The following is a 24,987-nucleotide window of genomic DNA, read 5'->3' as shown; positions in this document are numbered from 1 at the left end:
CTGGCGACAGGCTTCTATTCTTCCCTAGCGAAATGGAGCGAGCCGTCACGCAGCGTCACCTGCTCGCCCATCTTCCACGCAATATTTCGCGTTCCATGTCCGACGCCGACGTCCTTAATCACCGGCACATTCAGTGGGGCGAACAGGTTGCGGAACATTTCATCCAAAGTGAAAGTCGCATCGCGAGGCAGAATGCATCGGATGAATTCGCCAAGGGCGATGCCTTTGACGCCATCAAAGAAGCCACTGTTTGCCAGCTGCGTGATGGTGCGATCCATCCGATAGGCATGTTCGGCAATATCCTCCAGCAGAACGATGGCGCCCTTGGTGCTATGGATCCATGGCGTTCCCGCTAAGCTGGCCAGCACCGCCAAGTTGCCACCGACCAGCGGTGCGGTAATCTCCGACTGCGGTCCACATAAATGCTCGCCCACCAGATGCGGCCGAGCCTGCCCGTTAAGCAAAGCGAGCAGCGCCGACTTGGATAGCTCATCGGTTTCATCCGCCAGGAACGCCACCATCGGGCCGTGAATCAGATTGCGGTATCCGCGTTGACTCAAGGCGCCAAACAACGAGGTCGCGTCTGAAAAGCCAATCACGATGCGATCGGTAGGAAGCTCCGCTGGTAAAAATGGCAGACACTGCATGCATCCGTAACCGCCCCGGGCCAGCCAGACCACATCGACTTCGGGCGCGGTCAAGGCCCAAATCAAATCCTCAGTACGCTCCGCCACCGACATCGCGTGATGAGAAAATTGCTTACGCAAGTGACGCCCCTCTAGCACGTCCATCCCCCACGCCTTGAGCGTGGCGATGCCTGTGTCAAGGCCACTGAGGCTAGGTGGGCTAGCAGGTGCGATGACTGCTACGGTGAATTTCCTGGATAAACTTGGCATTGAATTCATTTAGTATGGGCTTGATGCGGGCTTACCATCCAAGGTGGTCCATATATCATCGGGTAGAGAACGATCTCGAATACAAATCCGATCATGCTCCGGGTAGGTAATGTGATCAACGGGCGCTCGGGTTCCCACCACCAAACAGCGGGTTGGAGAGGAGCTCCGATTTTCTAAATAATGCCCGATCTGGACTCCAGCGCGAAAGGTTGCGACGTCGCCGGCGCGCAGCAGTGTCTCGGACGCGCCCTCGACGACGGTGATCTCGCCAGCCAACACATAGACCATCTCATCTTCCGCGCTGTGCCAATGCTTGATGGAAGACCTGCAGCCAGGCTGCAGGATTTCAATGAATGCGCCAAACTGCGTCAGTTCTCCAGTCTCACTGATCCAGAGTGTCTGATTCGGTTCGCTGGAACCGTCTACGGGGGTGAGCTCGGTTACTAGTTGATCAGGGGTAAAAATAGGCATGGCTTACGCTCCGTCAGGAATTAGTTTGCCAAGCAGGCATTGCACGCCTTCTCAGTAAAACGACCTTGGCAATATTGCCGTCCTAAATTGGGTTGCTCAACTTTTTTGTATTCTGCACAAAGGTCCGATGACGGGCTAACTTCAGGCTGCTGCATCTTCACCTTTTGTGAGTCAGTAACTGTAAGCCGAGGACCGCTCTGATCGGACCTCAGTTCGATGGCTCCGCCCTTGTTCCACAGCCGCAAGGCGCTGGCCTGGCTTTGCTCTTCGGGTCCAGCGACAAACAACGCCGATTGACGATATTTGGAGTCCAAGGTGAGCATCACATTACTTCCCTCATCCTGGGTAACGTAGCCCCCGCGCTCGATGCCTTGCTCATCGTAAAGCATTACCCCGGCAGCTTTTGAGCCGCGTTTTGAAACGCGCCCATTTGCCATGACAGCATCCGGCAAGTCACCACTAACACGGGCTCGAACAGTCCCGGTTGAATCGACAACGACAATTTCCTTCGCTTTGATGCTTTCAAAGACTTCTTGTTTCAAGCCTACGTTTGCGATCGAACCACCTGCCAACATGAGCAGAAGTCCAAATATCCAGATCTTGTTTTGCTGGCTAATTTTCTTACGCAAACTTGCATTTTCCAGCTCACAGCGCTGAATGCGTTCTTCCAAACTATTCATTGATATCTCCTCTCAATTAAATAACATATTGTCACGATTGGCGGATCACTTCAAATTCAGAGAGAAGATGTAAAAAGACCGCTCCGAAGAGCGGTCTTTTGGTCTCAAGCGCAAGCCAGCGGCTGTCCTGGGATTACCAACCTTTGAAGGCGTAGCCGACGCTGACGTTGACCGCCAGCGGATCCAGCCGCACGTCCTGTACCTGGCCAGTCGAGTAGTGGGCCTGGGTTTTCAGCTTGGTCTTGATGACCGATGCGTCCAAATACCATTTCTCGTTGATCTTGACCGTGCCGCCGATCTGGAAGCTGGCTGCCCATTTGTCATCCAGCTTGAAGGTGGCGGCTGGGCCGCCGGTGTTCAGCACGGCGGTCAGCTGACCCGAACCACGTTCTTTCTGGAACATCGCGTAGGTGATGCCCAGGCCGACGTATGGACGCACCAGCGAGTCCGGCTTCAGGAAGCGGTACTGGATGAAGGCGGTCGGCGGCAGCACTTCGGCGGTGGCCAGTTTGCCGGTGCCGTTGATCGCGCCGGCGCCGTACAGGTCATGCTTGTACGGCAGGCCCAGATCCAGCTCGGCCGAGATGTTGTTGGTCAACATGTAGCCGACCGTGAAGCGGGGCTTGGTGTCCGCGCCGACGTCGGTCTTGGTGCCGGGCAGTGCCGGCGCCGAGACGTCACCCGATTCGACCTTGGGCGTGATTTTGTTGACGCCCAGGGTGCCGAGCCAGGTGCCCGCTTCTTGTTGGGCCGAGGCGGCCGAGGCTACCGTCATTGTGGCGGCCAGCGCCAGCAGTTTTACCGTGTTCTTCATATCGTCTCCAGATATTGATGTATTACAGCCAGCCCTTGGTCACCATTGCTTTGGACACGTAACGCGCCAGCAGCAGGTTGTTGTACGGGGTTGGATGCAGATCGTCGGCGTACGAGTAGTGGCTGACATCGCCCGAGATCAGGTTGGTGCTGTTGCACACCAGCGAGCTACCCAAGGCGTTCTTGGTGGTGTCGGTGATGTTGCAAGCAGGCTCGGTGACGTTGGTCAGGCCGTACGGACCTGGATTGGTCGCCTGGTCGTGGCTAACGGCATACACGTCCACGATCAGCACTTTCGACTCGCTGGCCAGGCCGGTGTTCAGCGTGGTGTTGAAGGTGCTGACCATGGTGTTGATCAGTGCCTGGATCGAGCTGCCCTCGGCGATGCCGGCCGGGGTGTTGGCGATGTCCGGCGCGTTCAGCACCACCACGTAGTTGGCGTTGTTGGCGATCAGCTGGGTTTTCACCAGCGCCACCAGTTCGGTAGCGGCGGTGCCCATATTGGTCACCAGTTCAGCGCTGTGGGCGGTGACGTAAGCGACACCGGCAGCATTGCCGGCGGTGGTGCCGGTGGTGGTGGCGGTGGCGACCATCGGGCCGTAGACGGTGGCCGAGGCCACTGCCGAGTTACCCGGCTGTACCGCTGCCGCGCCGATGGCGGCCTGGGTGATGGTGGTCTGGGTGGCGCCGGTCTGTGCCGCTGCGGTCTGCACGGCGGCGGTGATAGCGGCGGCGGCGGTGGCCGGACTGGTGGCACCGGCGGCCAGTTGCGAGATCAGGCTCTGCAGGTAAGCGGCGTTGCCGGCGGTGGTGCCCGCTGCGGTGGCGTTGGTGGACAGTACCGTCAGCTGATACAGCGCGTCGTTGGCGCCGCCCCACACCAGTACCAGCTCATCGCCTTTGAACTTGCCGCCAACGGCGGTCAGGTGGGTGGCGACCTGAGTCACCAGCGGAACGGTCAGTGCGCCGAGGGCGCTACCGGTGGCCTTGTTGCCTGGGCCGACAGGATTGGTGACGCGCGAGCCGCCCATGGCGTAACCGTAGCAGCCGCTGTGCGCGGTCTTGGTGACGGAGAAGCCGAGGCTGGCGGTGCCATCCAGGCCGGTGACGGCGGCGCATGGTGCGCTCAGGCTCAGCTGAGCGGCAATCAGTTCGGTCCAGTTTTTGCCGGTCAGCGTGGCGTTGATCGAGGTGTTGTCGCCATTGATGGTGAATTTGCCGCCCTTCAGCGCAGCCACGGTGCCTACGTTGTAAGAGCCGACGTCAGACAGGCTGTCGCCGAACGATACCTGCGAGCTGTATTTGATCTTGACGGATTGATCGCCTGCGGCCGGATCGGTGCCGCCGCAGCCAGCCAGGACGGCCAGAGCCATTGCAGCAAGTGCAAGTTTTGTTTGACGCATGTTGTCTCCTCAAAATATTTCTTAGTGATGTGATACGAACGGCCGTGCTATTCGCAACCCAACTAATATGCCAGTCCTGACAACTCTTGTATAGAGGAACACCCCTAAAATGCGGAAGTTGTGAGCAAAAAAGAACGCTTGCTCGGCATTTATTAACCCATGTCAAGTCCCGGATCACCGAGTTGGTGCAGAATCGAGAAAGGCGCGCGCCTCGCGCAGACAGAACGGCGCCACCAGTCCAGCGTGGTAAGCATCCTTGACCGCCTGGTCGGCGGCCGCCGCAGTGCCGCCGTTGCTCAGCACCGATTGCCGCAGCAACGCCTTGGCGGCGGCAAACTCGGCGCGCGTGGTCAGATAGGCGCCAGTCAGCGAGACATCATCCACATCCAGCACCGACAACTGCAGCGCGGCGCCGCCCTGCGCCCGCATGTAGGCGGCGGTAGCAGTGGTATTCGCATACGGCACCAGCGGATCGGCATCGCCGCCGCACAGCAACATCGGCACGTTCGGCGCATAGGTGCGCAAGTCGTTTTTTAGCAACCATTTGCGCAGCGACTGTGCCGGCGCGCAGCTTAGCGGCGCCGCCGTGCTGGTGTTGCAGGGGTTGGCTTTGAGATCGGTCAGATAGGCGTCGCGGTAGCTGGTCTTGATCAGGTGATCGGCGCCGAAGAAGCTGGCATAGCCCGACGCCTGCGGCAGCGAATCGGCGGCGAACAGCACATCATCCGGCAGCTTGCCGGCCGCCACCAGCTCGCCCAGGCTTTGCGTGCCGGGCAGCAGCGTATCGATGCCGCTGGCGTACTTGGCTTCGTAGATGTCGCTGGTGCTGGTGTACAGCTTGGCGCCGGCACGCTGGCCGGCGTTGATCAGCATGGGAATGAAGGCAGCCGAACCGGTGGTCGGCGCGCCGTTGAAGATGGCGTCGCCAAACTGCGTCAACGCGTATGGCCCGGACAGCGGCGCCACCGCCGTCACCGTGAACTCGGACGGATACTGGGTCTGCATGGCGCGCTGCGTGGCCATGGCGACGAAACCGCCTTGCGAGTAACCGCTGATCAGCAAGCGATTGGTGGCGCCGCCGCTGATGCTCTGCAGCACGGTGCGGGCGGCGCGCAGCGCATCGATCATGTCGGCCGCCTGCTCGGTGGCGTCCAGGTAGGGATGGTAGCCGGCGGTGGAGCCGGCGTAGCCGACGTAATTCGGCGCCACCACGATGTAACCCTGGGCGGCAAACAGCGCGGCGATCAGGCGCGGTTCGGTGGCGGACAGGTTGGCCATGTCGGTGCTGGTCAGCACCGAGGTGCCGTGCGCATACAGCAACACCGGGCGCGCGCCCTGGCAGCCGGCATTCGTGCCGGACGGGACCATGATGGCGGTGCTGGCACTGGTGTCGGCGCCCGTGCTGTCGATGGTGTGGTATTTAAGGGTGTAGGTGGTGATGGCACAGGTGGGCGTGCCGGTGATGGCGCTGCCGAAGTCGGTATTGGCTTCGACCAGGGTTTTCAGCACGGCCGGGTCCAGCGTGTTGACGCTGACACTGCTGCTGACCGTGACCGGCACCACCGCCGCGCTGCCGATGGCCTGGCCGCGCAACGACACCGGCGGGGTCGGCGTGACGACTTCGCCGCCAGCGGTGTTGCCTATGCTGCTGCCGCCACTCCCGCCGCCACCGCATGAGGCCAGCAGCAGCAACAAGGGAACCAGGGGCAGTCGAACGTCGCGCATATCGCATCCTTGCAAGATGGCCGAGCGAGATTTTCGGCCGGCAACGATTCCATCTTAGCAGGTGGACAATCCGCGCACGAGCCTGCGCGGGGCAACAATCAGCGTCTATTTTTGCAGCAAAGCATCAATCACGCCGGCCGAGCCGAACACGGAGCGGCGCAGACGGTCGTTGACGCCGGCCCAGGCGTGGTCTTGCGGCGGGGTTTCGACCAGGATCAGGTCGGCACCGCCCTGGTCCATGTCGCGCAGCGCGGCATACAGGCCATAGGCATAGCCGGCCGGGTCGGCGGGCAGCACGCGTTGGGCGTGGGCCGAAGCCGTCCAGTCCGCTGGCAAGGCGTGGCCGATCAGTGCCACTTTGATCGCCTTGGCTTGCAGCTTCGGCAGCGTGTCGGCCAGCGCATCGGCGCTCAGCATGGTGACTGGGGTGCGCGGCGCGTAATGCGACTCCAGTGTGCCGGAGGCGCGCGGCGCGGCCTGATCCGGCGCGGCTGGCAGCATGCCGATCACATCGGCAATCTGCTGCGCGCTGATATGCCCAGGACGCAGCAGCACCGGGCCATGCGTGGCCAGGCGCGACATGTCGACGATGGTCGATTCGATGCCAACCTCGCTCGAACCGCCTTCCAGCACCATGCCCAGCTCGGCGGCCGAGCAAGCGTCGTCGCCGTTGATGGCGCCGTCGTCATGCTCGTCCAGACCGAACTCGTCGCGCACGTGCTGGGCGGTGGTCGGGCTGACGTTGCCGAATTTGTTGGCCGATGGCGCCGCCAAACCGCCCTTGCCGCCCTTGAAGGCTTGCAGCAAGGCGATGGCGACCGGGTGCGACGGGCAGCGCATGCCGACCGAATCCTGGCCGGCCGAGACCGCATCAGGAATCTGTGGGTTACGCTTCAGAATCAGCGTCAGCGGGCCGGGCCAGAAGGCTTGCGCCAGCTGGCGCGCCTCCTCGGGCACGTCGGTGGTCCAGTAGTCGAGATCGGCGCCGGGGGCGAGGTGCACGATCACCGGGTGATCGTGCGGCCGGCCCTTGGCTTCGTAAATGCGTGCCACAGCCGCCGGGTTTTCCGCATCCGCGCCGAGGCCGTAGACAGTCTCGGTCGGAAAAGCGACCAGGCCGCCCTCTTCCAGGATGGCGGCCGCTTCGGCGATCACCGCCGCGTCTGCCACGGCTGCGTGGTGCTGCTTCACGCTGCCGCCTCGCCTTCGATGCCCAGAATGACACAGGCGGCATTCAACTGCCGCTGCGCTTGCTCCAGCGTTGGCGCGATGAAGGTCAGGTGGCCCATCTTGCGGGCACGGCGCGGATCGTCCTTGCCATACAGGTGCAGATTGGCGCCTGGCAGGGCCAGGATTTCATCCCAGGCCGGCTCGCGCGCTTCATTGCTGTCGCCCTCGAACCAGACGTCGCCCAGGATGTTCAACATCACGGCCGGCGAATGCTGGCGCACGTCGCCCAGCGGCAGACGCGCCATGGCACGCACCTGCTGCGCGAACTGGCTGGTGACGCAGGCGTCGATGGTGTAGTGACCGCTGTTGTGCGGACGCGGCGCCATCTCGTTGACCACCAGCGAACCGTCGGTCAGCACGAAGAATTCGATGCACAGCACGCCCACGTAGCCGAGCTCGGCCACGATGGCTTGCGCCGCCTTCTGCGCCTTCAGCGCCGACTCGTCCGACACGTTCGGGCCGGGCACGGTGGTGGTGAACAGGATGCCGTCGCGGTGGACGTTTTCAGCGATCGGGTAGACCACCGATTCGCCGTCATGGCCGCGCGCGGTCAGCACCGACACTTCATAGGCCAGCGGCAGCATCTTCTCCAGCAGGCAGGTGACCTTGCCCATGGATTCAAACGCGGCCTGCACGTCGGCGCGCGATTTGACGCGCACCTGGCCCTTGCCGTCGTAACCCATGCGCACAGTTTTCAGGATGCCCGGCAGCAGGTTGTCATCGATGGCGTCGATGTCTTGTTGCGAGGCGATGACCTTGTGCGGCGCCGGCATCACGCCCGACTTGTCGGCGCAACCGACGAAGAAGCTCTTCTCGGCCACGCGGTCCTGCGCCACCGACACGCCATGCGCATTCGGCGCCACGAACACCGATTGTTCCAGGCGCGACAGGCTGTCCGCAGGGACGTTTTCAAATTCGGTGGTGACGGCGGCGCATTGCGCGGCCAGCGCGTCGAGGCCGGCGGCATCGCTGTAGCCGGCGTTGACCAGACGCTGCGCGACCTGGCCGGCCGGGCAGGCTTCGGACGGCTCCAGCACGGCAACCTGATAACCCATGGCCTGCGCGGCTTGGGCAAACATGCGGCCCAGTTGGCCGCCGCCCATCACGCCCAGCCAGGCCGGCGGATTGGCTTGCGGCAGGATGGCCTTGTACTTCGGATCAGTCATCTTATTCCAGCGGCAGTTTCATGGCCTTGGCGGCCTCGGTTTGCGACACGCGGAAAGCTTCCAGCTTGTCGGCCAGCGCGTCGTCGGTCGATGCGATCATCGCCACGGCGGTCAGCGCTGCATTGGCGGCGCCCGCTTCACCGATGGCGAAGGTGGAGACCGGCACGCCTTTCGGCATCTGCAGGATCGACAGCATGGAATCTTCGCCACGCAGGTACTTGGACGGCACCGGCACGCCCAGCACCGGCACGATGGTCATGGCCGCAACCATGCCCGGCAGGTGGGCCGCACCGCCGGCGCCGGCGATGATGGCGCGCAGGCCACGCGAACGGGCGCTCTTGGCGTAGGCGTACATCTCGTCCGGCATGCGGTGCGCCGAGATCACTTGCGCTTCGAACGGCACGCCGAACTGCTTGAGGATGTTGACCGCGTTCTGCATCACGTCCCAGTCCGAGGACGAGCCCATGATGACGCCAACCAATGGCTTATTCTGATCGCTCATCGCTCAGGCCTTCAGTTTTTCGCCGGTCAGGCGCTCGATGGCTTCGAAGTACTTGGCCTGGGTTTTGTTAATGACGTCGGCTGGCAGCGCTGGCGCCGGTGCGGTCTTGCCCCAGTCGGTCAGGGTTTCCAGGTAGTCGCGCACGAATTGCTTGTCGAACGACGGCGGCGAGATGCCGACCGCGTACGAATCGGCTGGCCAGAAGCGCGACGAGTCGGCGGTCAGCACTTCATCCATCAGGTGCATGACGCCGTTGTCGTCCAGGCCGAATTCAAACTTGGTGTCGGCGATGATGATGCCGCGCGAGGCAGCGTATTCCGACGCTTCGGTGTACAGCTTGATGGCGACATCGCGCATTTTAGCGGCGAGTTCGGCGCCGATGCGCTGTTCCATCTCTTCGAAGCTGATGTTTTCGTCGTGCTCGCCCAGGTCGGCTTTGGCGGCCGGGGTGAAGATCGGCTGCGCCAGCTTTTCAGCTTGCTGCAGGCCTTCCGGCAGTTTGATGCCGCAGATGGCGCCGGTGGCCTGGTAGTCTTTCCAGCCCGAGCCGATGATGTAACCGCGCACCACGGCTTCCACCATGATCGGCTTCAGACGCTTGGCGACCACGGCGCGGCCTTTGACCTGATCCACTTCGTCTGCCGCCACCACGGACTCTGGCGCGACGCCGGTCAGGTGGTTAGGCACGATGTGGCCCAGTTTCTCGAACCAGAAGTCGGTCATCTGGTTCAGCACCAGGCCCTTGCCGGGAATCGGTTCATTCATGACAACATCGAAAGCCGACAGACGGTCGGAAGTGACGATCAGGATTTTGTCGTCGCCAACTGCGTAGTTGTCGCGAACTTTGCCGTGGCCGAGGAGTGGCAGGGACTTGATGGAGGACTGGTAGAGGCTGTTCATAGCAAGAATGTAATGAAAAAGCAAAAACCGGCGGTGAGGATGCCTCGATCGCCGGTCGAAAGAGTCGGATTGATCCAAATGGACCAATCCGTTCCAAAGCAGGATTTTACTTCACAATCTGGGCCAGCTCGCCGGCCTTGTAGCGATCGGCCATTTTTTCCAGCGAAACTTGCTTGATTTTCGACGCCTGGCCTTCGCAGCCGAAGGCCTGGAAGCGCGCGCGCACCACTTGCTCGGCGGCCAGACGGGCTGGCTTCAGGAAGTCGCGCGGGTCGAATTTCGACGGGTTCTGGAACATGTATTGACGCACAGCGGCGGTCATGGCCAGACGGATGTCGGTGTCGATGTTGATCTTGCGCACGCCGTGACGGATGCCTTCCTGGATTTCTTCGACTGGCACGCCGTAGGTTTCTTTCATATCACCGCCGAATTCGCGGATGATGGCCAGCAGTTCCTGCGGCACCGACGACGAACCGTGCATCACCAGGTGGGTGTTAGGGATGCGGGCGTGGATTTCCTTGATGCGGTCGATGGCCAGGATGTCGCCGGTTGGCTTGCGGGTGAACTTGTAGGCGCCGTGCGAGGTGCCGATGGCGATCGCCAGCGCGTCGCACTGGGTTTTCTGCACGAAGTCGGCGGCTTGCGCGACGTCGGTCAGCAGCTGTTCGCGGGTCATGGTGCCGTCGGCGCCGTGGCCGTCTTCCTTGTCGCCCTTCATGGTTTCCAGCGAACCGAGCACGCCCAGTTCGGCTTCCACGGTAACGCCGATGGCGTGCGAGAACTTCACCACTTCGCGCGACACTTCGACGTTGTACTCGTAGGAAGCGACCGATTTGCCATCGGCTTCCAGCGAACCGTCCATCATCACCGAGCTGAAGCCCGAGCGGATCGCGGCCATGCAGACTGCCGGCGACTGGCCGTGGTCCTGGTGCATGACGACTGGAATGTGCGGGTAGGCTTCGATGGCGGCGTCGATCAGGTGACGCAGGAACGCTTCGCCAGCGTATTTACGCGCACCGGCCGAAGCTTGCATGATGACCGGTGCGTTCAGCGCATCGGCGGCAGCCATGATGGCTTGCACTTGTTCCAGATTGTTGACGTTGAAAGCTGGGATGCCATAACCGTTTTCAGCAGCATGGTCCAGCAGTTGACGCATGGATACGAGGGACATGGTAATACTCCAATAACGATAAAAAAAACCTGTCACCGTCGCCCCCGCGCACGCGGGGGCCCATACATCGGCTGCCATTCCGGCGCAGCATGGATTCCCGCCTGCGCGGGAATGACGACGGTGTTAACTAAATTCGCCGACGCGCACAATCTTCAGCGCGTTGGTGCCGCCCACCTGACCCATCGGCGAGCCCCAGGTGACCACAATCATGTCACCCTTCTTGACGGTACCATTCGCCACCAGCAGCTCTTCGGCCTGTTTCAGCACGGCGGTGCTGGTGCCTTCCTGTTGCAAATTGTATGCCTTGACGTTGCGGTACAGCGCCATCTTGCGCAGGCTGGTCGTGCTCGGCGTCAGTGCAAAAATCGGCGTATCAATGTTATGACGGCTCATCCACAGTGCGGTCGAACCCGATTCGGTCAGCGCCACAATCGCCTTCACCGCCAGGTGGTGCGCGGTAAACAGCGCGCCGTAGGCGATCGACTGGTCGATGCGGGTGAAGGTCGCGTTCAGGAAGTCGGCGTCCAGCTTGTTGTACTCCGACTGCTCGGCTTCGACGCAAATCGCCGCCATCATCTCCACGGTTTCGATCGGGTAACGGCCCGATGCGGTTTCGGCCGACGTCATCACGGCATCTGTGCCGTCCAGCACGGCGTTGGCCACGTCCGACACTTCGGCGCGGGTTGGCACGGCGTTGAAGATCATCGACTCCATCATCTGGGTCGCGGTGATCGCCAGCTTGTTCGACTCGCGCGCCATGCGGATCATGCGCTTCTGCAATGCCGGCACGGCGGCGTTACCTACTTCCACCGCCAGGTCGCCACGCGCCACCATGATGCCGTCCGACGCGTCGAGGATCTCCTGCAGCACAGGGATCGCTTCGGCACGCTCGATCTTGGCGATCATCATCGGCTTGTGACCAAATGGCTCGCCGGCGATGTTGGCCAGCTGGCGCGCCATTTCCATATCGGTTGCGCTTTTCGGGAACGAGATCGCCAGGTAATCGGCCTGGAAACTCATTGCCGTCTTGATGTCTTCCATGTCCTTGGCGGTCAACGCCGGCGCGGTCAAGCCGCCGCCCAGACGGTTGATGCCCTTGTTATTGGACAGCTCACCACCGATTTTGGTGGTGGTGTAGATCTCGGAGCCCACTACCTTCTCAACCACCAGCACGATCAGGCCATCGTTCAGCAGCAGCTGATCGTCCGGACGCACGTCCTGCGGCAAGGCCTTGTAGTCCAGGCCAACGCGCTCCTGGTTGCCCAACTCGCCGTTCTCGCCCCACTTGGCATCCAGGATGAACTTGTCGCCCTTGGCCAGTTCAATCTTACCATTCTCGAACTTGCCAACACGGATTTTCGGCCCCTGCATGTCCGCCATGATCGCCACTTCGCGGCCGCACTCGGCCGCCGCCTCGCGCACCAGACGGGCGCGGTCGATGTGATCCTGCGCCTTGCCGTGCGAGAAGTTCAGACGCACGACGTCCACACCGGCGCGTATCATCTTGACCAGTACATTGAAGTCGGTAGAAGCTGGGCCGATCGTGGCGACAATTTTGGTGCTACGAGACATAGTATTCCTTAGCGGTAGGTCATGCGAACAGTTCCCGCACAGCGCGGAAACCCGGGTTTATTGCGGTTAAGACATCAAATCTGTAAATCCACTACAAATTTGATGCCCTTCCCAGGCATTACCTGGATTCTACTGTTAATTTGCTACAAAGCACGACCGTACTATTTACCAGGATTTACTTCGCTGCGCGCTGGGTCAGAATTTCGACCGCTGGCAGGACTTTGCCTTCCAGGAACTCCAGGAAAGCGCCGCCGCCGGTGGAGATGTAACCCACCTGCTCGCCGATGTTGTACTTGGCAATCGCCGCCAGAGTGTCGCCACCGCCGGCGATGGAGAACGCTTTCGACTGGGCGATCGCCAGCGCCAGCGTTTTGGTGCCTTCGGCGAACTGGTCGAATTCGAACACGCCGACCGGGCCATTCCATACGATGGTGCCGGCGGCGCCGATCTGCTCGGCCAGAATGGCGGCGGTTTTAGGACCGATATCCAGGATCATGTCGTCATCCGCGACGTCTTTGACGTCTTTTACGGTGGCGGCGGCGGTTGGCGCGAATTCTTTCGCGGTCACCACGTCGACTGGAATCGGCACTTGCGCACCGCGCGCGGCCAGCTTCTCGATGATGGTCTTGGCGGCGCCCACCAGATCCGGCTCGGCCAGCGATTTGCCGATCTTCAGGCCGGCGGCCAGCATGAAGGTGTTGGCGATGCCGCCACCGACGATCAGGTTATCGACCTTGTCAGCCAGCGATTCCAGGATCGACAGCTTGGTCGACACTTTGGAACCGGCCACGATGGCCAGCAGCGGACGGGCCGGGGCGCCCAGCGCCTTGCCCAACGCGTCCAGCTCGGCGGCCAGCAGCGGACCGGCGGCGGCCACTGGCGCAAACTTGGCGATGCCGTGGGTCGAGGCTTCGGCGCGGTGTGCGGTGCCGAAAGCGTCATTGACGTAGATGTCGCACAGTTTGGCCATTTTCTGCGCCAGTTCGTCGCTATTCTTCTTTTCGCCCTTGTTCACACGTACGTTTTCCAGCAACACCACCTGCCCGGCTTGCAGGTTTTCCAGCCCCGCGCCATCAACCCAGTTCTGCTTCAATTCAACCGGCTGGCCCAGCAGCTCGGACAGGCGCTGGGCGACTGGCGCCAGGCTGTCTTCCGGCTTGAACTCGCCTTCGGTCGGACGACCCAGGTGGGACGTGACCATGACCTTGGCGCCAGCGGCAACTGCTGCCTTAATCGCTGGAACGGACGCACGAATGCGTGTATCTTCGGTGATATTGCCGGCATCATCCTGCGGGACGTTCAGGTCGGCGCGGATGAAAACGCGCTTGCCTTGCAGTGCGTTTTGATCGATAAGGTCTTGCAGACGAATGAAGTTCAGAACAGCGGACATGGCTACCCAAGGTCGAGTTATTGGAAGAGCGCTATTTTACCGCAAGCTTAAGGTGATTTTTCTGTTATTAAGTTACAGAAATCAGTCGTAATGCCGTGAAGAAACCCATGCCGAATATGATGGTTTCCAACATATTGCGTCGCAGCAAATAATAGATCGTCGCAACAATCCCGGACACCAGTTTGAGGTTGCTGGCGTCCAGCAGCGGTTCGCCGTCAGCGGCCAGCATCAGGTCCGGCGCCACGATCGCCGCCAGCGCGCAGGCAGGCGCGTAGCGCAGCATTTCCTGCACCCGCTTGGGAATGGTGATGTGGTGGCCCACCAGCCAGAACGAACTGCGGGTGGCGGCGGTGGCCAGCGCCAGCACCACGATCACCAGCCAGATTTCCCAATCAGCCATGCTTGCGTCTCCATTTTTCGGCGCTTTCTTCGATGAGCATGGCGCTCAGCATGCCGACCAGCACCGCTGCCAGCAGCCCCAGCTTGTACGGTAATCCGGCCGCCAGCACCGACACCGCGCCCGCCACCAGCACGCCGGCCAGCGCCGGACGGCCCGCAATCAGCGGGATCATCACGCAAATAATCGCCAACGTACCGGCAAAACTCAGTCCCCATTCCGGCGGCACGGCGCTGCCGAGGAAGATGCCGGCGATGGAACCGATCTGCCACGAGGCCCAGTTTGGATACAGCAAGCCTTTCAGATAAGACAGCTTGCCCACCGCAGGCGCCTCGGACGGGTATTTCTGCAGGAATAGCGCCACCGTCATGTCGCCCGCCACATAGCCCAGCGTCAGGCGCTGACGCCACGGCAAATGCGCGAAATGCGGCGCCAACAGCGCGGAAAAGATCACAAACCGCAGGTTGACCACGATGGCGGTGGCGAAGATGACCCAGATCGGCGCGTTGGCCGCAATCAAGGGCAGCGCGGCCAGCTGGGCCGAGCCGGCAAACACCATCAGCGTCATACCCAGCGCCTGCGGGATCGTCAGCCCGGACTTGACCATGGCGATGCCGACCACTATGCCCCAGGCGCCGATGCCAAACAGCGATGGCATGCCGGTCTTGACGCCGGCGCGCCACGACGGTTCGTGGTGGGCGGCAACGCAATCCAGCGTGGCGGGGCAAGTCGTTTCACTCATGGGACGGGCTGTAGCATTCCTGCCACAGGGAGGGCTGGACCGGGGTTGTAGAGGCGCTATTTTACCGATGATTTTTGCTCAATGCGCGAATCCGTTAAAATCGTGCTTTTCTCTCAGCCATCCGGAGCCACCAGAAATGACCACCCCTAGCACCGCAGCCAACGCAGTTGAACTCGATGGCAAAGACCTGCCGGCCCACTGCCCTAACCCAGCCATGCCGCTGTGGTCCTCGCATCCGCGCGTGTTCCTGGAATTCGACGCCCACGGCGTCGCCAAGTGCCCGTACTGCGGCACCGCCTACCGCCTGAAGCCGGGCACGGTTGTCGGTCACCACTAATCACCACCCACAGGCCCGCCATGCCATCCAGGAAAACGCACAACGGCAGCGCCGCCGAAACCGAAGCCGCGTTCTATGACGCGCTCAACCGCGCCGACCTGGAAGCGCTGATGGCATTGTGGGCCGATGACGACGAGATCGTCTGCGTGCATCCGGGCGGCCCGCGCCTGATCGGCCATGCCGCCATCCGCGCCTCCTGGCAATCGATTCTGGAGCATGGCGGCCTGAACATCATGCCGTCATCGCTGCACGAAACCCATACCCTGATGAGCTCGGTCCACACCGTGGTCGAAGGCACCACCGCCGCCAGCGGCGAGCCGGCGCATTTGATCGCGACCAATGTGTACGCAAAAACGCCGAAAGGCTGGCGCATCGTGCTGCATCATGTTTCGATTGCGCCGGGTGCGGCGCCGATCGACACCCACAGCCAAATCCTGCATTAATTCCTGCCGTGAAGTACACCGCACCGTTCTGGCTGCCCAGCGGCCATTTGCAGACCATTTATCCGGCCGTTGCGATCCGCAAACCGGCGGTGCCGTTTCGCCGTGAGCGCTGGGATGCGCCGGACGGCGACTTCATCGATATCGATTTTGTCGACGGCCAGCCAGGACAGCCGTTTGTAGTGTTATTCCACGGTCTGGAAGGTTCATCCGACAGCCATTACGCGCGCTCGCTGATGGCCGAACTGCGCGCGCGCGGCTGGTCCGGCGCGGTGCCGCACTTCCGCGGCTGCTCCGGCGAACCCAACCGCGCACCGCGCTTTTACCACTCCGGTGACGCCGCCGAGATCGACTGGATCATCCGCCGCCTGCATGCGCGCCACGCCAGCGGTGGCAAGTTCTACGCGGCCGGCGTTTCGCTCGGCGGCAACGCGCTGCTGCGCTGGCTGGGCGAATCGCAGCACCAGGCGGACTTCGTCGATGCCGCTTGCGCGGTGTCGGCGCCGCTGGACCTGGCGCAGGGCGGCGTCTCGCTGTCGAGCGGTTTCAACATGGTCTACACGCGCATGTTTTTGCAGACGCTGAAACCCAAATGCGTAGCCAAACTACAACAATTCCCTGGCCTGTTTGACCTGGACGCGTTGCACGCCGCGCGCGACCTGTACGCTTTTGACAACGTGGTGACCGCCCCGCTCCACGGCTACCGCGATACCGACGATTATTGGCACCGCGCCAGCGCCAAGCACATCCTCGGCGACATCACGGTGCCGACGCTGGTGCTGAACGCCAAAAACGATCCCTTCCTGCCTGGCCGCCATCTGCCGCAGCGTGCGTCGTCGCGAGTGGTATTGGACTATCCTGAACATGGCGGTCACGTCGGCTTTGCGGTCGGCGGACCGCCGGGCCGCATCAACTGGCTGCCGACCAAGCTGATCCACTTCCTCGAACAACATGGATGACATCGTCAAACAGGCGCTGGCCAAATGGCCCAACGTGCCGCATTGCTACGGCTGGCTGGCGCTCGATGCGCGCGGCAACTGGCGCATGCGTGACGAGCGCGCCCAGCACTTCAACCTGCCCGGCGACAAGCTGAACAATGCCGCGCTGGTGGCCTTCATCACCCGCAATTACGCCGCCGATGAGCGCGGTTGCTGGTATTTTCAGAACGGTCCACAGCGCGTGTATGTGCAGCTGGAAGCCACACCCTACATCGTCCGCACCGATCCGGCCGCCGGCTGGCGGCTGCATACCGGTGCCCCGCTGGGCGCGCCGGAGGAAGTGCTGCTGACCGAAACCGGCGCGCTGGTACTGCGCGGCGGCGAAGTGGTGGCTCAATTGGATGACCGCGATTTCGCAGACGTTCTGCCACGTTTGCAGCTGAATGGCGCCACAGTGGCCGACGATGTCTTGCTGGAATGGATCGAAGGCAAGGCCCAAGGCGCGCTTAGCCTGGATGACGTGCCGGTGCAGCGCATCGCCGCCGATCAGCTGGCGGCGCGCTTCGGCTACGTCAGCGTACCGACGAGCCCTGTTGCAGCGGATCGGTAATCTGGCGGATGCGGTCGAACGGGTTGGTGTATGGGCTGAAGCCGCTGTCCTTGTTGTCCTGATCCGACTTCATTTCCAGCTTGAAGGCCGGGCTGGAATTGCCCATATCCTTCTTGCCCTTGTCACCCAGCTCTTCGCGGCGGCGCGCCTGCCACTCGCGCTCGCGCGCATCGATCAGCGACTGGTCGTAAAACGATGCGTCCGGTGACTTGCGCGCATAGCCGAGTTGGTCCAGCGCCGCCATCACCCCGCCCTGCAGGTTGTAGGATTCCGCCAGCGCGATGTGCTGCAGCGCCAGCTTGCCCTGCTTGGAATACACCTGCGCCAGCAGATCGTAAGCCTCGATATCCTCGCGGTACAGCTGAACCTGGTCGCGCAGATAAACACCCGCCTCCTCCAGCTTGCCGGCCGCCAGCAACGCCTCGCCATATTGATGCGCGATGCCGCGCGACAGCGGGAACTTCTGGCGGGCCGCGTCAGCCTCGGTCACCGCCTTGGCCAGCACCTCCTTGTTATCCGGCTGCGCCAGCTTGATCTCGATCGAGGTCGCGGCAAAAATCGTTTCCGCCTTGCTGCGCGGCGAGGCGCCAAACACGCCAGCCGGTGGCGGCCGGTTCACCGTCTCCAGCGCCTGGTCCAGCCAGGTCTGCGCGGCCGTGGTGTCGCCCTGCTTCATGCTGAGGAAGGCCATGCCGTACTGGCCGGCAGCCTTCTGCTGCCAGCTATCCTGCTTGATCTGGGCTTGGAAGAACAGCTTGGCTTCGTTATAGCCATTGCTGCTTTGGTCCTGCAGCACGCGGGCGCGCGAACGCACCAGGAAAAAGTCCAGACTGTCCTGGCGCTGCTTGTACGGTTGCTCGCGGATGCGGGCCTGAATATCGGCAATCCGCTCGGTGGTCAGCGGGTGGGTCAGCAGCCAGGCCGGCACCAGGTCGCTGTAATTGCGCGTCGATTGCTGCATTTGCTGGAAGAAGGCCACCATGCCGGTGGTGTCGAAACCGGCCTCGCCCATGATCTGGAAACCGATGCGGTCAGCCTCGCGCTCGGCATCGCGGCCGAAGTTCAGCTGACGCTGAATCGCCAGCCCCTGGCCGCCGAGGAACACACCGATGGCCGCGTCGCCGCCCTGACGCGAAGCCAAGGCCGCCAGTATCATGGCCGCCAGCGGGATTAACATATCCTGCTTTTGCTGACCGATCGAGCGGGCGATGTGGCGCTGGACCACGTGGCCAATCTCGTGCCCCAACACCGAGGCCAGCTGCGATTCGTTTTCCGCCGCCAGCAGCAGCGCCGAGTGCACGGCAATAAATCCGCCGGGCAGCGCGAATGCATTCAGCTGCGGATCGCGCACCACGAAGAAGAAGTAATCGTACTTGGCCTCGCCGCGCGCGTCGGGGCGGGAATCCACCAGCACGTTGCCGAAGTGGTTCATGTATTCGAGGATGGGGGCATCGTCGAGGTAATCGCGGTCACGGCGGATGTCGCGCATGATCTCTTCGCCCAGCTTGCGCTCCATCAGCGGCGACAGATCCTGGCTCTCGGTACCGCCGAGCGCGGGCAGATTCGGGATTTTGGCCGGCGCGAGGGCGGTCTGGGCCATGGCCATCGGCATAGCGACCAACAGAGCGGCGGCGACGGCGCGCAGGCGCCCGGAGTAAGAGGAGCGATTTGGATTCACGGTGATATGATACCCGCAACACGGGCGCGAAAACTTAGTGCCCCATTATGAATCATTTTAAGCAGCCATCATGACCACCGATCACCTGACCCACTTTGACGCCACCGGACAAGCCCACATGGTGGACGTCGGCGCCAAGGCGGAAACCCACCGCATCGCCATCGCCACCGGCTCGATCCGCATGAAACCGGAAACGCTGGCCATCATCATGAACGGCACCGCCAAGAAAGGCGACGTGCTGGGGATAGCGCGCATCGCCGCCATCATGGCATCCAAGCGCACCAGCGATCTGATCCCGCTGTGCCACCCGCTGGCGTTGACCAAGGTGGCGGTGGACTTCGAAACCGACGTCGCCAATGCCAGCGTCCACTGCAAGGCGCAGGTGGAAACTTACGGCAAGACCGGGGTGGAAATGGAAGCGCTCACTTCGGTACAAGTCGGCTTGCTGACGGTGTATGACATGTGCAAGGCCGTCGACCGGGGCATGGTGATGTCCAACATTCGCGTCACCGAAAAGCACGGCGGCAAGTCGGGGGATTGGAGCGCGACGAGCTAGTCCATTACCGACCGGTTCGCATTGAGCCAGCGCACATTACATATGCCAGTTGTGGCGTACACTGAAAAGTCCCTCAGACTTGGAGATGCGCTATGAAACCGGACAAGTCGAATTGGAAATTATTGCAGCCAGACGCGCCACGCACTAACTCTGCATTACCATCGCTGACGCCATCCGCCACGGGAATCCTGCCTCTCGCAGTCATAGCAAGGCTGGGTGAGCGTCGGAAAGGGATACTGGCAGGCTTCGGTATCCTGAAAGGCACGGGCGTATTTCCTGATGATAGTCTTGAATATCAGCTTGAGGTACGCGCGGAATGGGACTAGCGCTATTCGATAGCAATATCGTGATGGATGCCTTGAACGGTTACCCTCAAGCAGTCGCGGAAATCAGCTATTTTGACGACATTGCCATCAGCTCTGTGGCATGGGTTGAAGTCATGTCAAAACCGCTTGCGGAATCAGCGCGTGGAAAACTCGATTGCGACATCGTTCAGACAGCGTTAAATTTTCTCGCTGACTTCACGATCATCCACTCAAATTACGCAATCATGATTGAGGCAGCAAGGATTCGTGCAAACAGTCTGCTTGCCCCTCCCAAAATCCGACTCCCGGATGTTTTTATATTAGCGACCGCCAACGTAACCGGCCGTTTGTTAGTGACGCGGAATAGAAGAGATTTTCGTGGCGCGAACGTCCGCTTTCCGTATGACTTGCAAGACGGCCTGGTTTTCAACGTCGCGCCACCACCAGTGGGCTGACATGGTCATTTGACAAGCTGTCGTATTGTCTGATTGTAACCCTTCGTTGGCGCGCATATAATTCATGTCGCAGGAACAATTTTTTGACGGTGTTGTCACCGTTGTCGTTTTGCGCACATAAGAAAGAGATTGCATGAGCAGCAACCCTCCGCCCAGCGAAGCCAAGACTCAGGAGTATGAGTTTGAGCAGATGAACCTGCAAGTAGGCGGCAGGATTCAGTTCATTACCCACCGGACCATGAAGCCGATTCAGCACTTTTCGACGTTGATCGGCTGGGTCAAAGATGAGTACATGATCGTCAAGGTGCCGTTTGAGAACGGCGGGCCGATTTCGCTCAACGATGGCGATAAGCTGACGATCCGGGTATTTTCAGGCGTGAACGTGTGCTCGTTCTCGTGCGTGGTGCAGCGGGTGTTTCCGCGTCCGCTGTTTTATGCGCATCTGTCGTTCCCGGTGTCGATCCAGGGCACCAGTTTGCGGGCGGCGATGCGGGTCAAGGTGGATATTCCGGCGCAGGTGACGACGCCGTCTGGCAGCACCTCGGTGTTCCTGGTGAATCTGAGTGTGTCGGGGGCGCTGATTGAGTCGCCCAAGCAGTTGTCGGAAGGCGAGCAGCAGGTGGCGCTGTCGTTCTATCTGATTGCGCAGCCGGGCAATCGCCAGGTGCGCGTGAATCCGAATGCGACTATCCGCAACATCAACGTCGTCAAGCCGGCGGCTGGCGACAAGCCGGAAGTGTTCACCTACGGCGTCCAATTCGTCGACCTCGATCCGGTCCACTACACCATGCTGCAAAACCTCACCTACGAAGCCCTGATCGCCGATCGCCAGAAGATCGTGTAAACGAAAAAAACCCGGCCGAAGCCGGGTTCGCGCTACCAATATCGATGCTTATGGCGTTACGCTATTTTTCAGCAGGGCCGCGCTGGCGGCGGTGTTGGTAACAGTGGTGGTGATCAGCCAAGTCACGCTCGTGGTGCCCACGGTAGGAGTGTAGGTAACGGTTTTGCCGGTGACACCATCGCCCACACCATCAGCAATGGTCAGGGTGATCACGCCGTCCGCCACGGTACCGGTTTTAACTTCCTTGGTTGGGGTAAAGACTGGAATGTTGGTGGCGCCGGTATCGCAATCGGTCAGCGCGCCGGCCGCTTCCTGGGCGCACAGTGCTACCGCACTTTTCAGCGAATCGGCAGCAGCCTGGATGTTCGCCACTTTCGCTTTCACGGTGTAGTCGCTGTAAGCAGGAATCGCTACGGCGGCCAGGATGCCGATGATCGCGACGACGATCATCAGTTCAATCAGGGTGAAGCCGGCTTGGGCTTGTTTCTTCATCATTTTCAGCGATTTCATGGATTTCATTTTGCGACTCCTTAGGGGTTAATGCGTTGTTGGGTGACACATTCCCTATATCGCAAACCCCGTGCCAGCCTGCTTTTGCCTATTTTTTCAGCAAAACCACCCCAAAACTGCCAATTTTTGTCAGCCACGACCGCCGCATTTTGTCAGCCCGGCCTGGCCTGACAATTTTTGTCAGCCTCAGGCGACACGAAATGTCAGTTGCGTCCCGCTGAGATCGATCACGTCGCCATCGCACAAGCGCTCGGCGCTCAGCTTGTCCACCGCCGTGCCATTCAGCAGCGGCGCCAACTCGCCCTCGGTATGCGTCAGCGTATAAAACTGCGGATGCCGATGTATCACCACCACCTGCACGCCCGCCCTGCCCAGCGTGGTCTGCGGCTTGGTCAGTGCCACGTGCTTGCCCGCGTTGGCGCCATTCATGACCGACAACTCAGCCAGCACCGGCTGCGCCGCCGCCAGCGGCCGGATTCCATCAGCCACAAACTCCAGCTGAAACTTGGCCATCTTGACCTGATCCTGATGCTGCAGAAAATGCTTGCCGATGCGGTTACCGTTCACAAACGTACCGTTGGTGCTGTGCAGGTCTTCCAGAAAGGAATCATCGAGGATGGTGACGATCGCCGCATGCTCGCCGCTAACGGCCGGATGCGATAACACAATGTCATTGCGCGGATGGCGACCCAGCGTCATGCGCTCTTTAGTCAGTTGTATCTGCTGCTCTACTTGTCCGTTGCGCGAGATGATGAGCTTGGCCAATCGACGGTTCTCCAAAAAATAAAGGGGAGCCTGAGCTCCCCTTCATTATTCCACAATCAAGCGGCTGTAGATTACAGCATGGCTTTCAGCAGACGTGCCATTTCCGATGGATTTTTGGTGGCTTTGATGCCGCACTCTTCCATGATGTCCAGCTTGGCTTGCGCGGTGTCAGCGCCGCCCGAGATCAGCGCGCCGGCGTGGCCCATGCGCTTGCCTGGAGGAGCGGTAACGCCGGCGATGAAGCCAACGACTGGTTTCTTCATGTTGTCTTTGACCCAACGTGCAGCATTGGCTTCGTCTGGACCGCCGATTTCGCCGATCATGATGACCGCGTCGGTCTCAGGATCTTCGTTGAACATGCGCATCACGTCGATGTGCTTCAGACCGTTGATTGGGTCGCCGCCGATACCAACTGCCGACGATTGGCCCAGGCCCAGTGCGGTCAGCTGACCCACTGCTTCATAGGTCAGGGTGCCCGAACGCGAAACCACGCCGATACGGCCCTTACGGTGGATGTGACCTGGCATGATGCCGATCTTGATTTCGTCAGGGGTGATCAGGCCTGGGCAGTTAGGGCCCAGCAGCAGGGTTTTCGAACCGGCTTTGGCCATGCGATCTTTCAGGGCCATCATGTCACGGACAGGGATGCCTTCGGTGATGCAAATCGCCAGTTCCAGTTCAGCTTCAACAGCTTCCCAGATTGCGGCAGCGGCGCCTGCTGGCGGCACGTAGATCACCGACACGGTAGCGCCGGTGTTCGATGCGGCTTCTTTCACCGAACCGAAAATTGGAATGCCTTCGAAATCTTCGCCGGCTTTCTTCGGGTTCACGCCTGCTACGAAGGCGTTTTTGCCGTTCGCGTATTCGCGGCACATGCGGGTGTGGAACTGACCGGTTTTGCCGGTGATACCCTGGGTGATGACTTTGGTGTCTTTGTTGATCAGAATAGACATATCGGTTCCTTAATTATTTACCAGCAGCGGCTGCAACAACGCTCTTCGCTGCATCTTCCATGGTGTCAGCGGCGATGATCGGCAGGCCGGAGTCGGCCAGCATTTTCTTGCCCAGATCTTCGTTGGTGCCCTTCATACGGACTACCAGCGGTACTTGCAGCGACACTGCTTTCGATGCGGTGATCACGCCTTCGGCGATCACGTCGCAACGCATGATGCCGCCGAAGATGTTGACCAGGATGGCTTTCAGGCCTGGGTTTTTCAACATGATCTTGAAGGCTTCGGTTACTTTCTCAGCCGTGGCGCCACCGCCGACGTCCAGGAAGTTGGCTGGCTCGCCGCCGAACAGTTTGATGGTGTCCATGGTCGCCATGGCCAGGCCGGCGCCGTTCACCAGGCAGCCGATATTGCCGTCCAGCGAGATGTAGGCCAGGTCGAATTTCGAAGCTTCAACTTCAGCTGGATCTTCTTCGTCCAGATCGCGGTAAGCGACGATTTCTGGTTGACGGAACAGTGCGTTGGCGTCGAAGTTGAATTTCGCGTCCAGGGCGATGATTTTGCCCGAACCGGTCACGATCAGTGGGTTGATTTCGGCCAGCGACGAGTCGGTTTCCCAGTAGGCTTTGTACAGGCCTTGCAGGTTGGTGACGGCGTCAGCGATCGAACCTTCCGGTACGCCGATTTTCGCGGCGATGCCAGCGGCTTCAGCGTCGGTCAGGCCCACGGCTGGATCGATAGCGATCGAGTGGATTTTTTCTGGGTGGGATTCAGCAACTTCTTCGATGTCCATGCCGCCTTCCGACGAGGCCATCAGCACAACGCGCTGGGTCACGCGGTCGGTAACCAGCGATACGTACAGTTCTTGCTTGATGTCCGCGCCTTCTTCGATCAGCAGGCGACGTACTTTTTGACCTTCTGGGCCGGTCTGGTGGGTGACCAGCTGCATGCCCAGGATTTGGTCAGCGTATTCTTTTACTTGTTCCAGCGATTTGGCAACTTTAACGCCGCCACCTTTACCACGGCCACCGGCGTGGATTTGTGCTTTCACAACCCAGACTGGGCCGCCCAAGGTTTCAGCAGCTTTCACTGCTTCTTCTACGGTCAGGCACGGAATACCGCGCGGTACCGTCACTCCGAATTTTCGGAGGATTTCTTTGCCCTGATACTCATGGATTTTCATGCTGGCTTCCCTTCTGATGCTGATGTGTATAAATCGGTTGAATGATTAAGCAGATGATGTTGCTACGCGCTACCCGGTGCTGCTTTGTCCACAGAGCGCGGGTAAAACTTCGCCACTGCGCCGCGGTAACGGGGCAGGACTTGGAATTCTTCGGATTGAAACGGTATTTGCAGAGGGGCTGCCAATATCCCGCACGCCGTCCTCGCTGGGGACAGCTGCTGCGCGCGAAGACTCCGCTGCGCACGACGGATAACTGGAGTTAACAGAGACATAAGATCGATACCGCTCTCGCGGCATTTATATTAGTTAGCAGCCTGGCGTATTTCTCTTATTGAAAATACACGTTGCCGCAGCTTCT

At 60.7% G+C, this 24,987-nt stretch carries 28 protein-coding genes; 8 read left to right on the top strand and 20 right to left on the bottom strand.

The window, feature by feature from the left end:
* Positions 1-14: 14 nt before the first annotated feature.
* The 15 genes from GJ699_RS20790 to GJ699_RS20720 all read right to left on the bottom strand — a co-directional run bounded on the left by GJ699_RS20790 (position 15) and on the right by GJ699_RS20720 (position 15,058).
* On the bottom strand, positions 15-896 hold the full coding sequence (locus GJ699_RS20790; protein ID WP_229262216.1) for a S66 peptidase family protein: 882 nt from the start codon (positions 894-896) through the stop codon (positions 15-17).
* A 9-nt stretch (positions 897-905) separates the two neighbouring features.
* Positions 906-1,367: a cupin domain-containing protein gene (locus tag GJ699_RS20785; RefSeq protein WP_154379834.1), complete on the bottom strand. Its 462-nt coding sequence runs from the start codon at positions 1,365-1,367 to the stop codon at positions 906-908.
* A 20-nt stretch (positions 1,368-1,387) separates the two neighbouring features.
* Entirely contained in the window at positions 1,388-2,047 is a 660-nt protein-coding gene (locus GJ699_RS20780) for a hypothetical protein (protein ID WP_154379832.1), read from the bottom strand.
* A gap of 133 nt (positions 2,048-2,180) precedes the next feature.
* Positions 2,181-2,861: an OmpW/AlkL family protein gene (locus tag GJ699_RS20775; protein WP_154379830.1), complete on the bottom strand. Its 681-nt coding sequence runs from the start codon at positions 2,859-2,861 to the stop codon at positions 2,181-2,183.
* A gap of 22 nt (positions 2,862-2,883) precedes the next feature.
* Complete coding sequence (locus GJ699_RS20770) at positions 2,884-4,233, bottom strand: SGNH/GDSL hydrolase family protein (RefSeq protein WP_229262202.1); 1,350 nt, start codon at positions 4,231-4,233, stop codon at positions 2,884-2,886.
* Between the two features lie 204 nt (positions 4,234-4,437).
* Positions 4,438-5,988 carry an alpha/beta hydrolase family protein gene (locus tag GJ699_RS20765; protein ID WP_154379826.1) on the bottom strand — a complete coding sequence of 517 codons (1,551 nt, stop codon included), beginning with the start codon at positions 5,986-5,988 and terminating at the stop codon, positions 4,438-4,440.
* A gap of 105 nt (positions 5,989-6,093) precedes the next feature.
* A complete protein-coding gene (locus GJ699_RS20760; protein WP_371867610.1) occupies positions 6,094-7,179 on the bottom strand; it encodes an L-threonylcarbamoyladenylate synthase in 1,086 nt (361 codons plus the stop codon).
* Entirely contained in the window at positions 7,176-8,384 is a 1,209-nt protein-coding gene (locus GJ699_RS20755; protein ID WP_154379822.1) for a 5-(carboxyamino)imidazole ribonucleotide synthase, read from the bottom strand. Before GJ699_RS20755 ends, GJ699_RS20760 begins: the two co-directional genes overlap by 4 nt.
* Before the next feature lies 1 nt (position 8,385).
* Complete coding sequence (purE, locus tag GJ699_RS20750) at positions 8,386-8,886, bottom strand: 5-(carboxyamino)imidazole ribonucleotide mutase (RefSeq protein ID WP_154379820.1); 501 nt, start codon at positions 8,884-8,886, stop codon at positions 8,386-8,388.
* 3 nt (positions 8,887-8,889) lie between these two features.
* Positions 8,890-9,786: a phosphoribosylaminoimidazolesuccinocarboxamide synthase gene (locus GJ699_RS20745; RefSeq protein WP_154379818.1), complete on the bottom strand. Its 897-nt coding sequence runs from the start codon at positions 9,784-9,786 to the stop codon at positions 8,890-8,892.
* Positions 9,787-9,892: 106 nt separating this feature from the next.
* Positions 9,893-10,957, bottom strand: coding sequence for a class II fructose-bisphosphate aldolase (fba, locus tag GJ699_RS20740; protein WP_154379816.1), 1,065 nt, complete (start codon positions 10,955-10,957; stop codon positions 9,893-9,895).
* A 123-nt stretch (positions 10,958-11,080) separates the two neighbouring features.
* Complete coding sequence (pyk, locus tag GJ699_RS20735) at positions 11,081-12,529, bottom strand: pyruvate kinase (RefSeq protein ID WP_154379814.1); 1,449 nt, start codon at positions 12,527-12,529, stop codon at positions 11,081-11,083.
* A gap of 175 nt (positions 12,530-12,704) precedes the next feature.
* Positions 12,705-13,919: a phosphoglycerate kinase gene (locus GJ699_RS20730; protein ID WP_154379812.1), complete on the bottom strand. Its 1,215-nt coding sequence runs from the start codon at positions 13,917-13,919 to the stop codon at positions 12,705-12,707.
* A 67-nt stretch (positions 13,920-13,986) separates the two neighbouring features.
* Positions 13,987-14,319 carry an AzlD domain-containing protein gene (locus GJ699_RS20725; protein ID WP_154379810.1) on the bottom strand — a complete coding sequence of 111 codons (333 nt, stop codon included), beginning with the start codon at positions 14,317-14,319 and terminating at the stop codon, positions 13,987-13,989.
* Positions 14,312-15,058 carry an AzlC family ABC transporter permease gene (locus GJ699_RS20720; RefSeq protein ID WP_154379808.1) on the bottom strand — a complete coding sequence of 249 codons (747 nt, stop codon included), beginning with the start codon at positions 15,056-15,058 and terminating at the stop codon, positions 14,312-14,314. Before GJ699_RS20720 ends, GJ699_RS20725 begins: the two co-directional genes overlap by 8 nt.
* Positions 15,059-15,194: 136 nt before the next feature.
* Here GJ699_RS20720 and GJ699_RS20715 point away from each other — a divergent pair, with 136 nt between their 5' ends.
* The 4 genes from GJ699_RS20715 to GJ699_RS20700 are packed head-to-tail and all read left to right on the top strand — an operon-like array spanning position 15,195 to position 17,383.
* Positions 15,195-15,395 carry a zinc-finger domain-containing protein gene (locus GJ699_RS20715; RefSeq protein ID WP_154379806.1) on the top strand — a complete coding sequence of 67 codons (201 nt, stop codon included), beginning with the start codon at positions 15,195-15,197 and terminating at the stop codon, positions 15,393-15,395.
* Positions 15,396-15,415: 20 nt separating this feature from the next.
* Complete coding sequence (locus GJ699_RS20710) at positions 15,416-15,838, top strand: YybH family protein (RefSeq protein WP_154379804.1); 423 nt, start codon at positions 15,416-15,418, stop codon at positions 15,836-15,838.
* Positions 15,839-15,846: 8 nt separating this feature from the next.
* Positions 15,847-16,794 carry a YheT family hydrolase gene (locus tag GJ699_RS20705; RefSeq protein WP_371867609.1) on the top strand — a complete coding sequence of 316 codons (948 nt, stop codon included), beginning with the start codon at positions 15,847-15,849 and terminating at the stop codon, positions 16,792-16,794.
* Entirely contained in the window at positions 16,787-17,383 is a 597-nt protein-coding gene (locus tag GJ699_RS20700) for a DUF2946 family protein (protein WP_154379802.1), read from the top strand. The genes GJ699_RS20705 and GJ699_RS20700 overlap by 8 nt, the downstream gene beginning before the upstream one ends.
* Here the strand turns inward: GJ699_RS20700 and GJ699_RS20695 are convergent.
* A complete protein-coding gene (locus GJ699_RS20695; protein ID WP_154379800.1) occupies positions 17,346-18,983 on the bottom strand; it encodes a beta-barrel assembly-enhancing protease in 1,638 nt (545 codons plus the stop codon). The two genes, GJ699_RS20700 and GJ699_RS20695, sit on opposite strands and share 38 nt — an antisense overlap.
* 148 nt (positions 18,984-19,131) lie before the next feature.
* Here GJ699_RS20695 and moaC point away from each other — a divergent pair, with 148 nt between their 5' ends.
* The 4 genes from moaC (at position 19,132) to GJ699_RS20680 (ending at position 21,221) form a co-directional block, all read left to right on the top strand.
* Complete coding sequence (gene moaC, locus GJ699_RS20690; protein ID WP_154379798.1) at positions 19,132-19,617, top strand: cyclic pyranopterin monophosphate synthase MoaC; 486 nt, start codon at positions 19,132-19,134, stop codon at positions 19,615-19,617.
* A 92-nt stretch (positions 19,618-19,709) separates the two neighbouring features.
* Positions 19,710-19,943: a hypothetical protein gene (locus GJ699_RS34210; protein ID WP_195763608.1), complete on the top strand. Its 234-nt coding sequence runs from the start codon at positions 19,710-19,712 to the stop codon at positions 19,941-19,943.
* Complete coding sequence (locus tag GJ699_RS20685) at positions 19,934-20,377, top strand: PIN domain-containing protein (protein WP_154379796.1); 444 nt, start codon at positions 19,934-19,936, stop codon at positions 20,375-20,377. Before GJ699_RS34210 ends, GJ699_RS20685 begins: the two co-directional genes overlap by 10 nt.
* Positions 20,378-20,510: 133 nt before the next feature.
* Positions 20,511-21,221: a flagellar brake protein gene (locus GJ699_RS20680; protein WP_154379795.1), complete on the top strand. Its 711-nt coding sequence runs from the start codon at positions 20,511-20,513 to the stop codon at positions 21,219-21,221.
* A 48-nt stretch (positions 21,222-21,269) separates the two neighbouring features.
* Here the strand turns inward: GJ699_RS20680 and GJ699_RS20675 are convergent, their stop codons facing one another.
* From GJ699_RS20675 to sucC, 4 genes are all read right to left on the bottom strand, one after another.
* Complete coding sequence (locus tag GJ699_RS20675) at positions 21,270-21,740, bottom strand: pilin (RefSeq protein WP_308495528.1); 471 nt, start codon at positions 21,738-21,740, stop codon at positions 21,270-21,272.
* A gap of 177 nt (positions 21,741-21,917) precedes the next feature.
* Positions 21,918-22,496 (bottom strand): FHA domain-containing protein, encoded by a 579-nt coding sequence (locus tag GJ699_RS20670; protein WP_154379793.1) that lies wholly within the window; start codon positions 22,494-22,496, stop codon positions 21,918-21,920.
* Between the two features lie 71 nt (positions 22,497-22,567).
* The gene (sucD, locus tag GJ699_RS20665; RefSeq protein WP_154379791.1) at positions 22,568-23,449 is read right to left on the bottom strand and encodes a succinate--CoA ligase subunit alpha; all 882 of its coding nucleotides are present in this window, start codon (positions 23,447-23,449) and stop codon (positions 22,568-22,570) included.
* Positions 23,450-23,462: 13 nt separating this feature from the next.
* A complete protein-coding gene (gene sucC, locus GJ699_RS20660) occupies positions 23,463-24,629 on the bottom strand; it encodes an ADP-forming succinate--CoA ligase subunit beta (RefSeq protein ID WP_154379789.1) in 1,167 nt (388 codons plus the stop codon).
* Positions 24,630-24,987 lie beyond the last annotated feature (358 nt).

The sequence above is a fragment of the Duganella guangzhouensis genome, assembly GCF_009674535.1.
Classification (GTDB): Bacteria; Pseudomonadota; Gammaproteobacteria; order Burkholderiales; family Burkholderiaceae_D; genus Rugamonas; species Rugamonas guangzhouensis.
The sequence above is the reverse complement of the archived record's forward strand: the minus strand, read 5'-3'. Positions and strand labels throughout refer to the sequence as shown.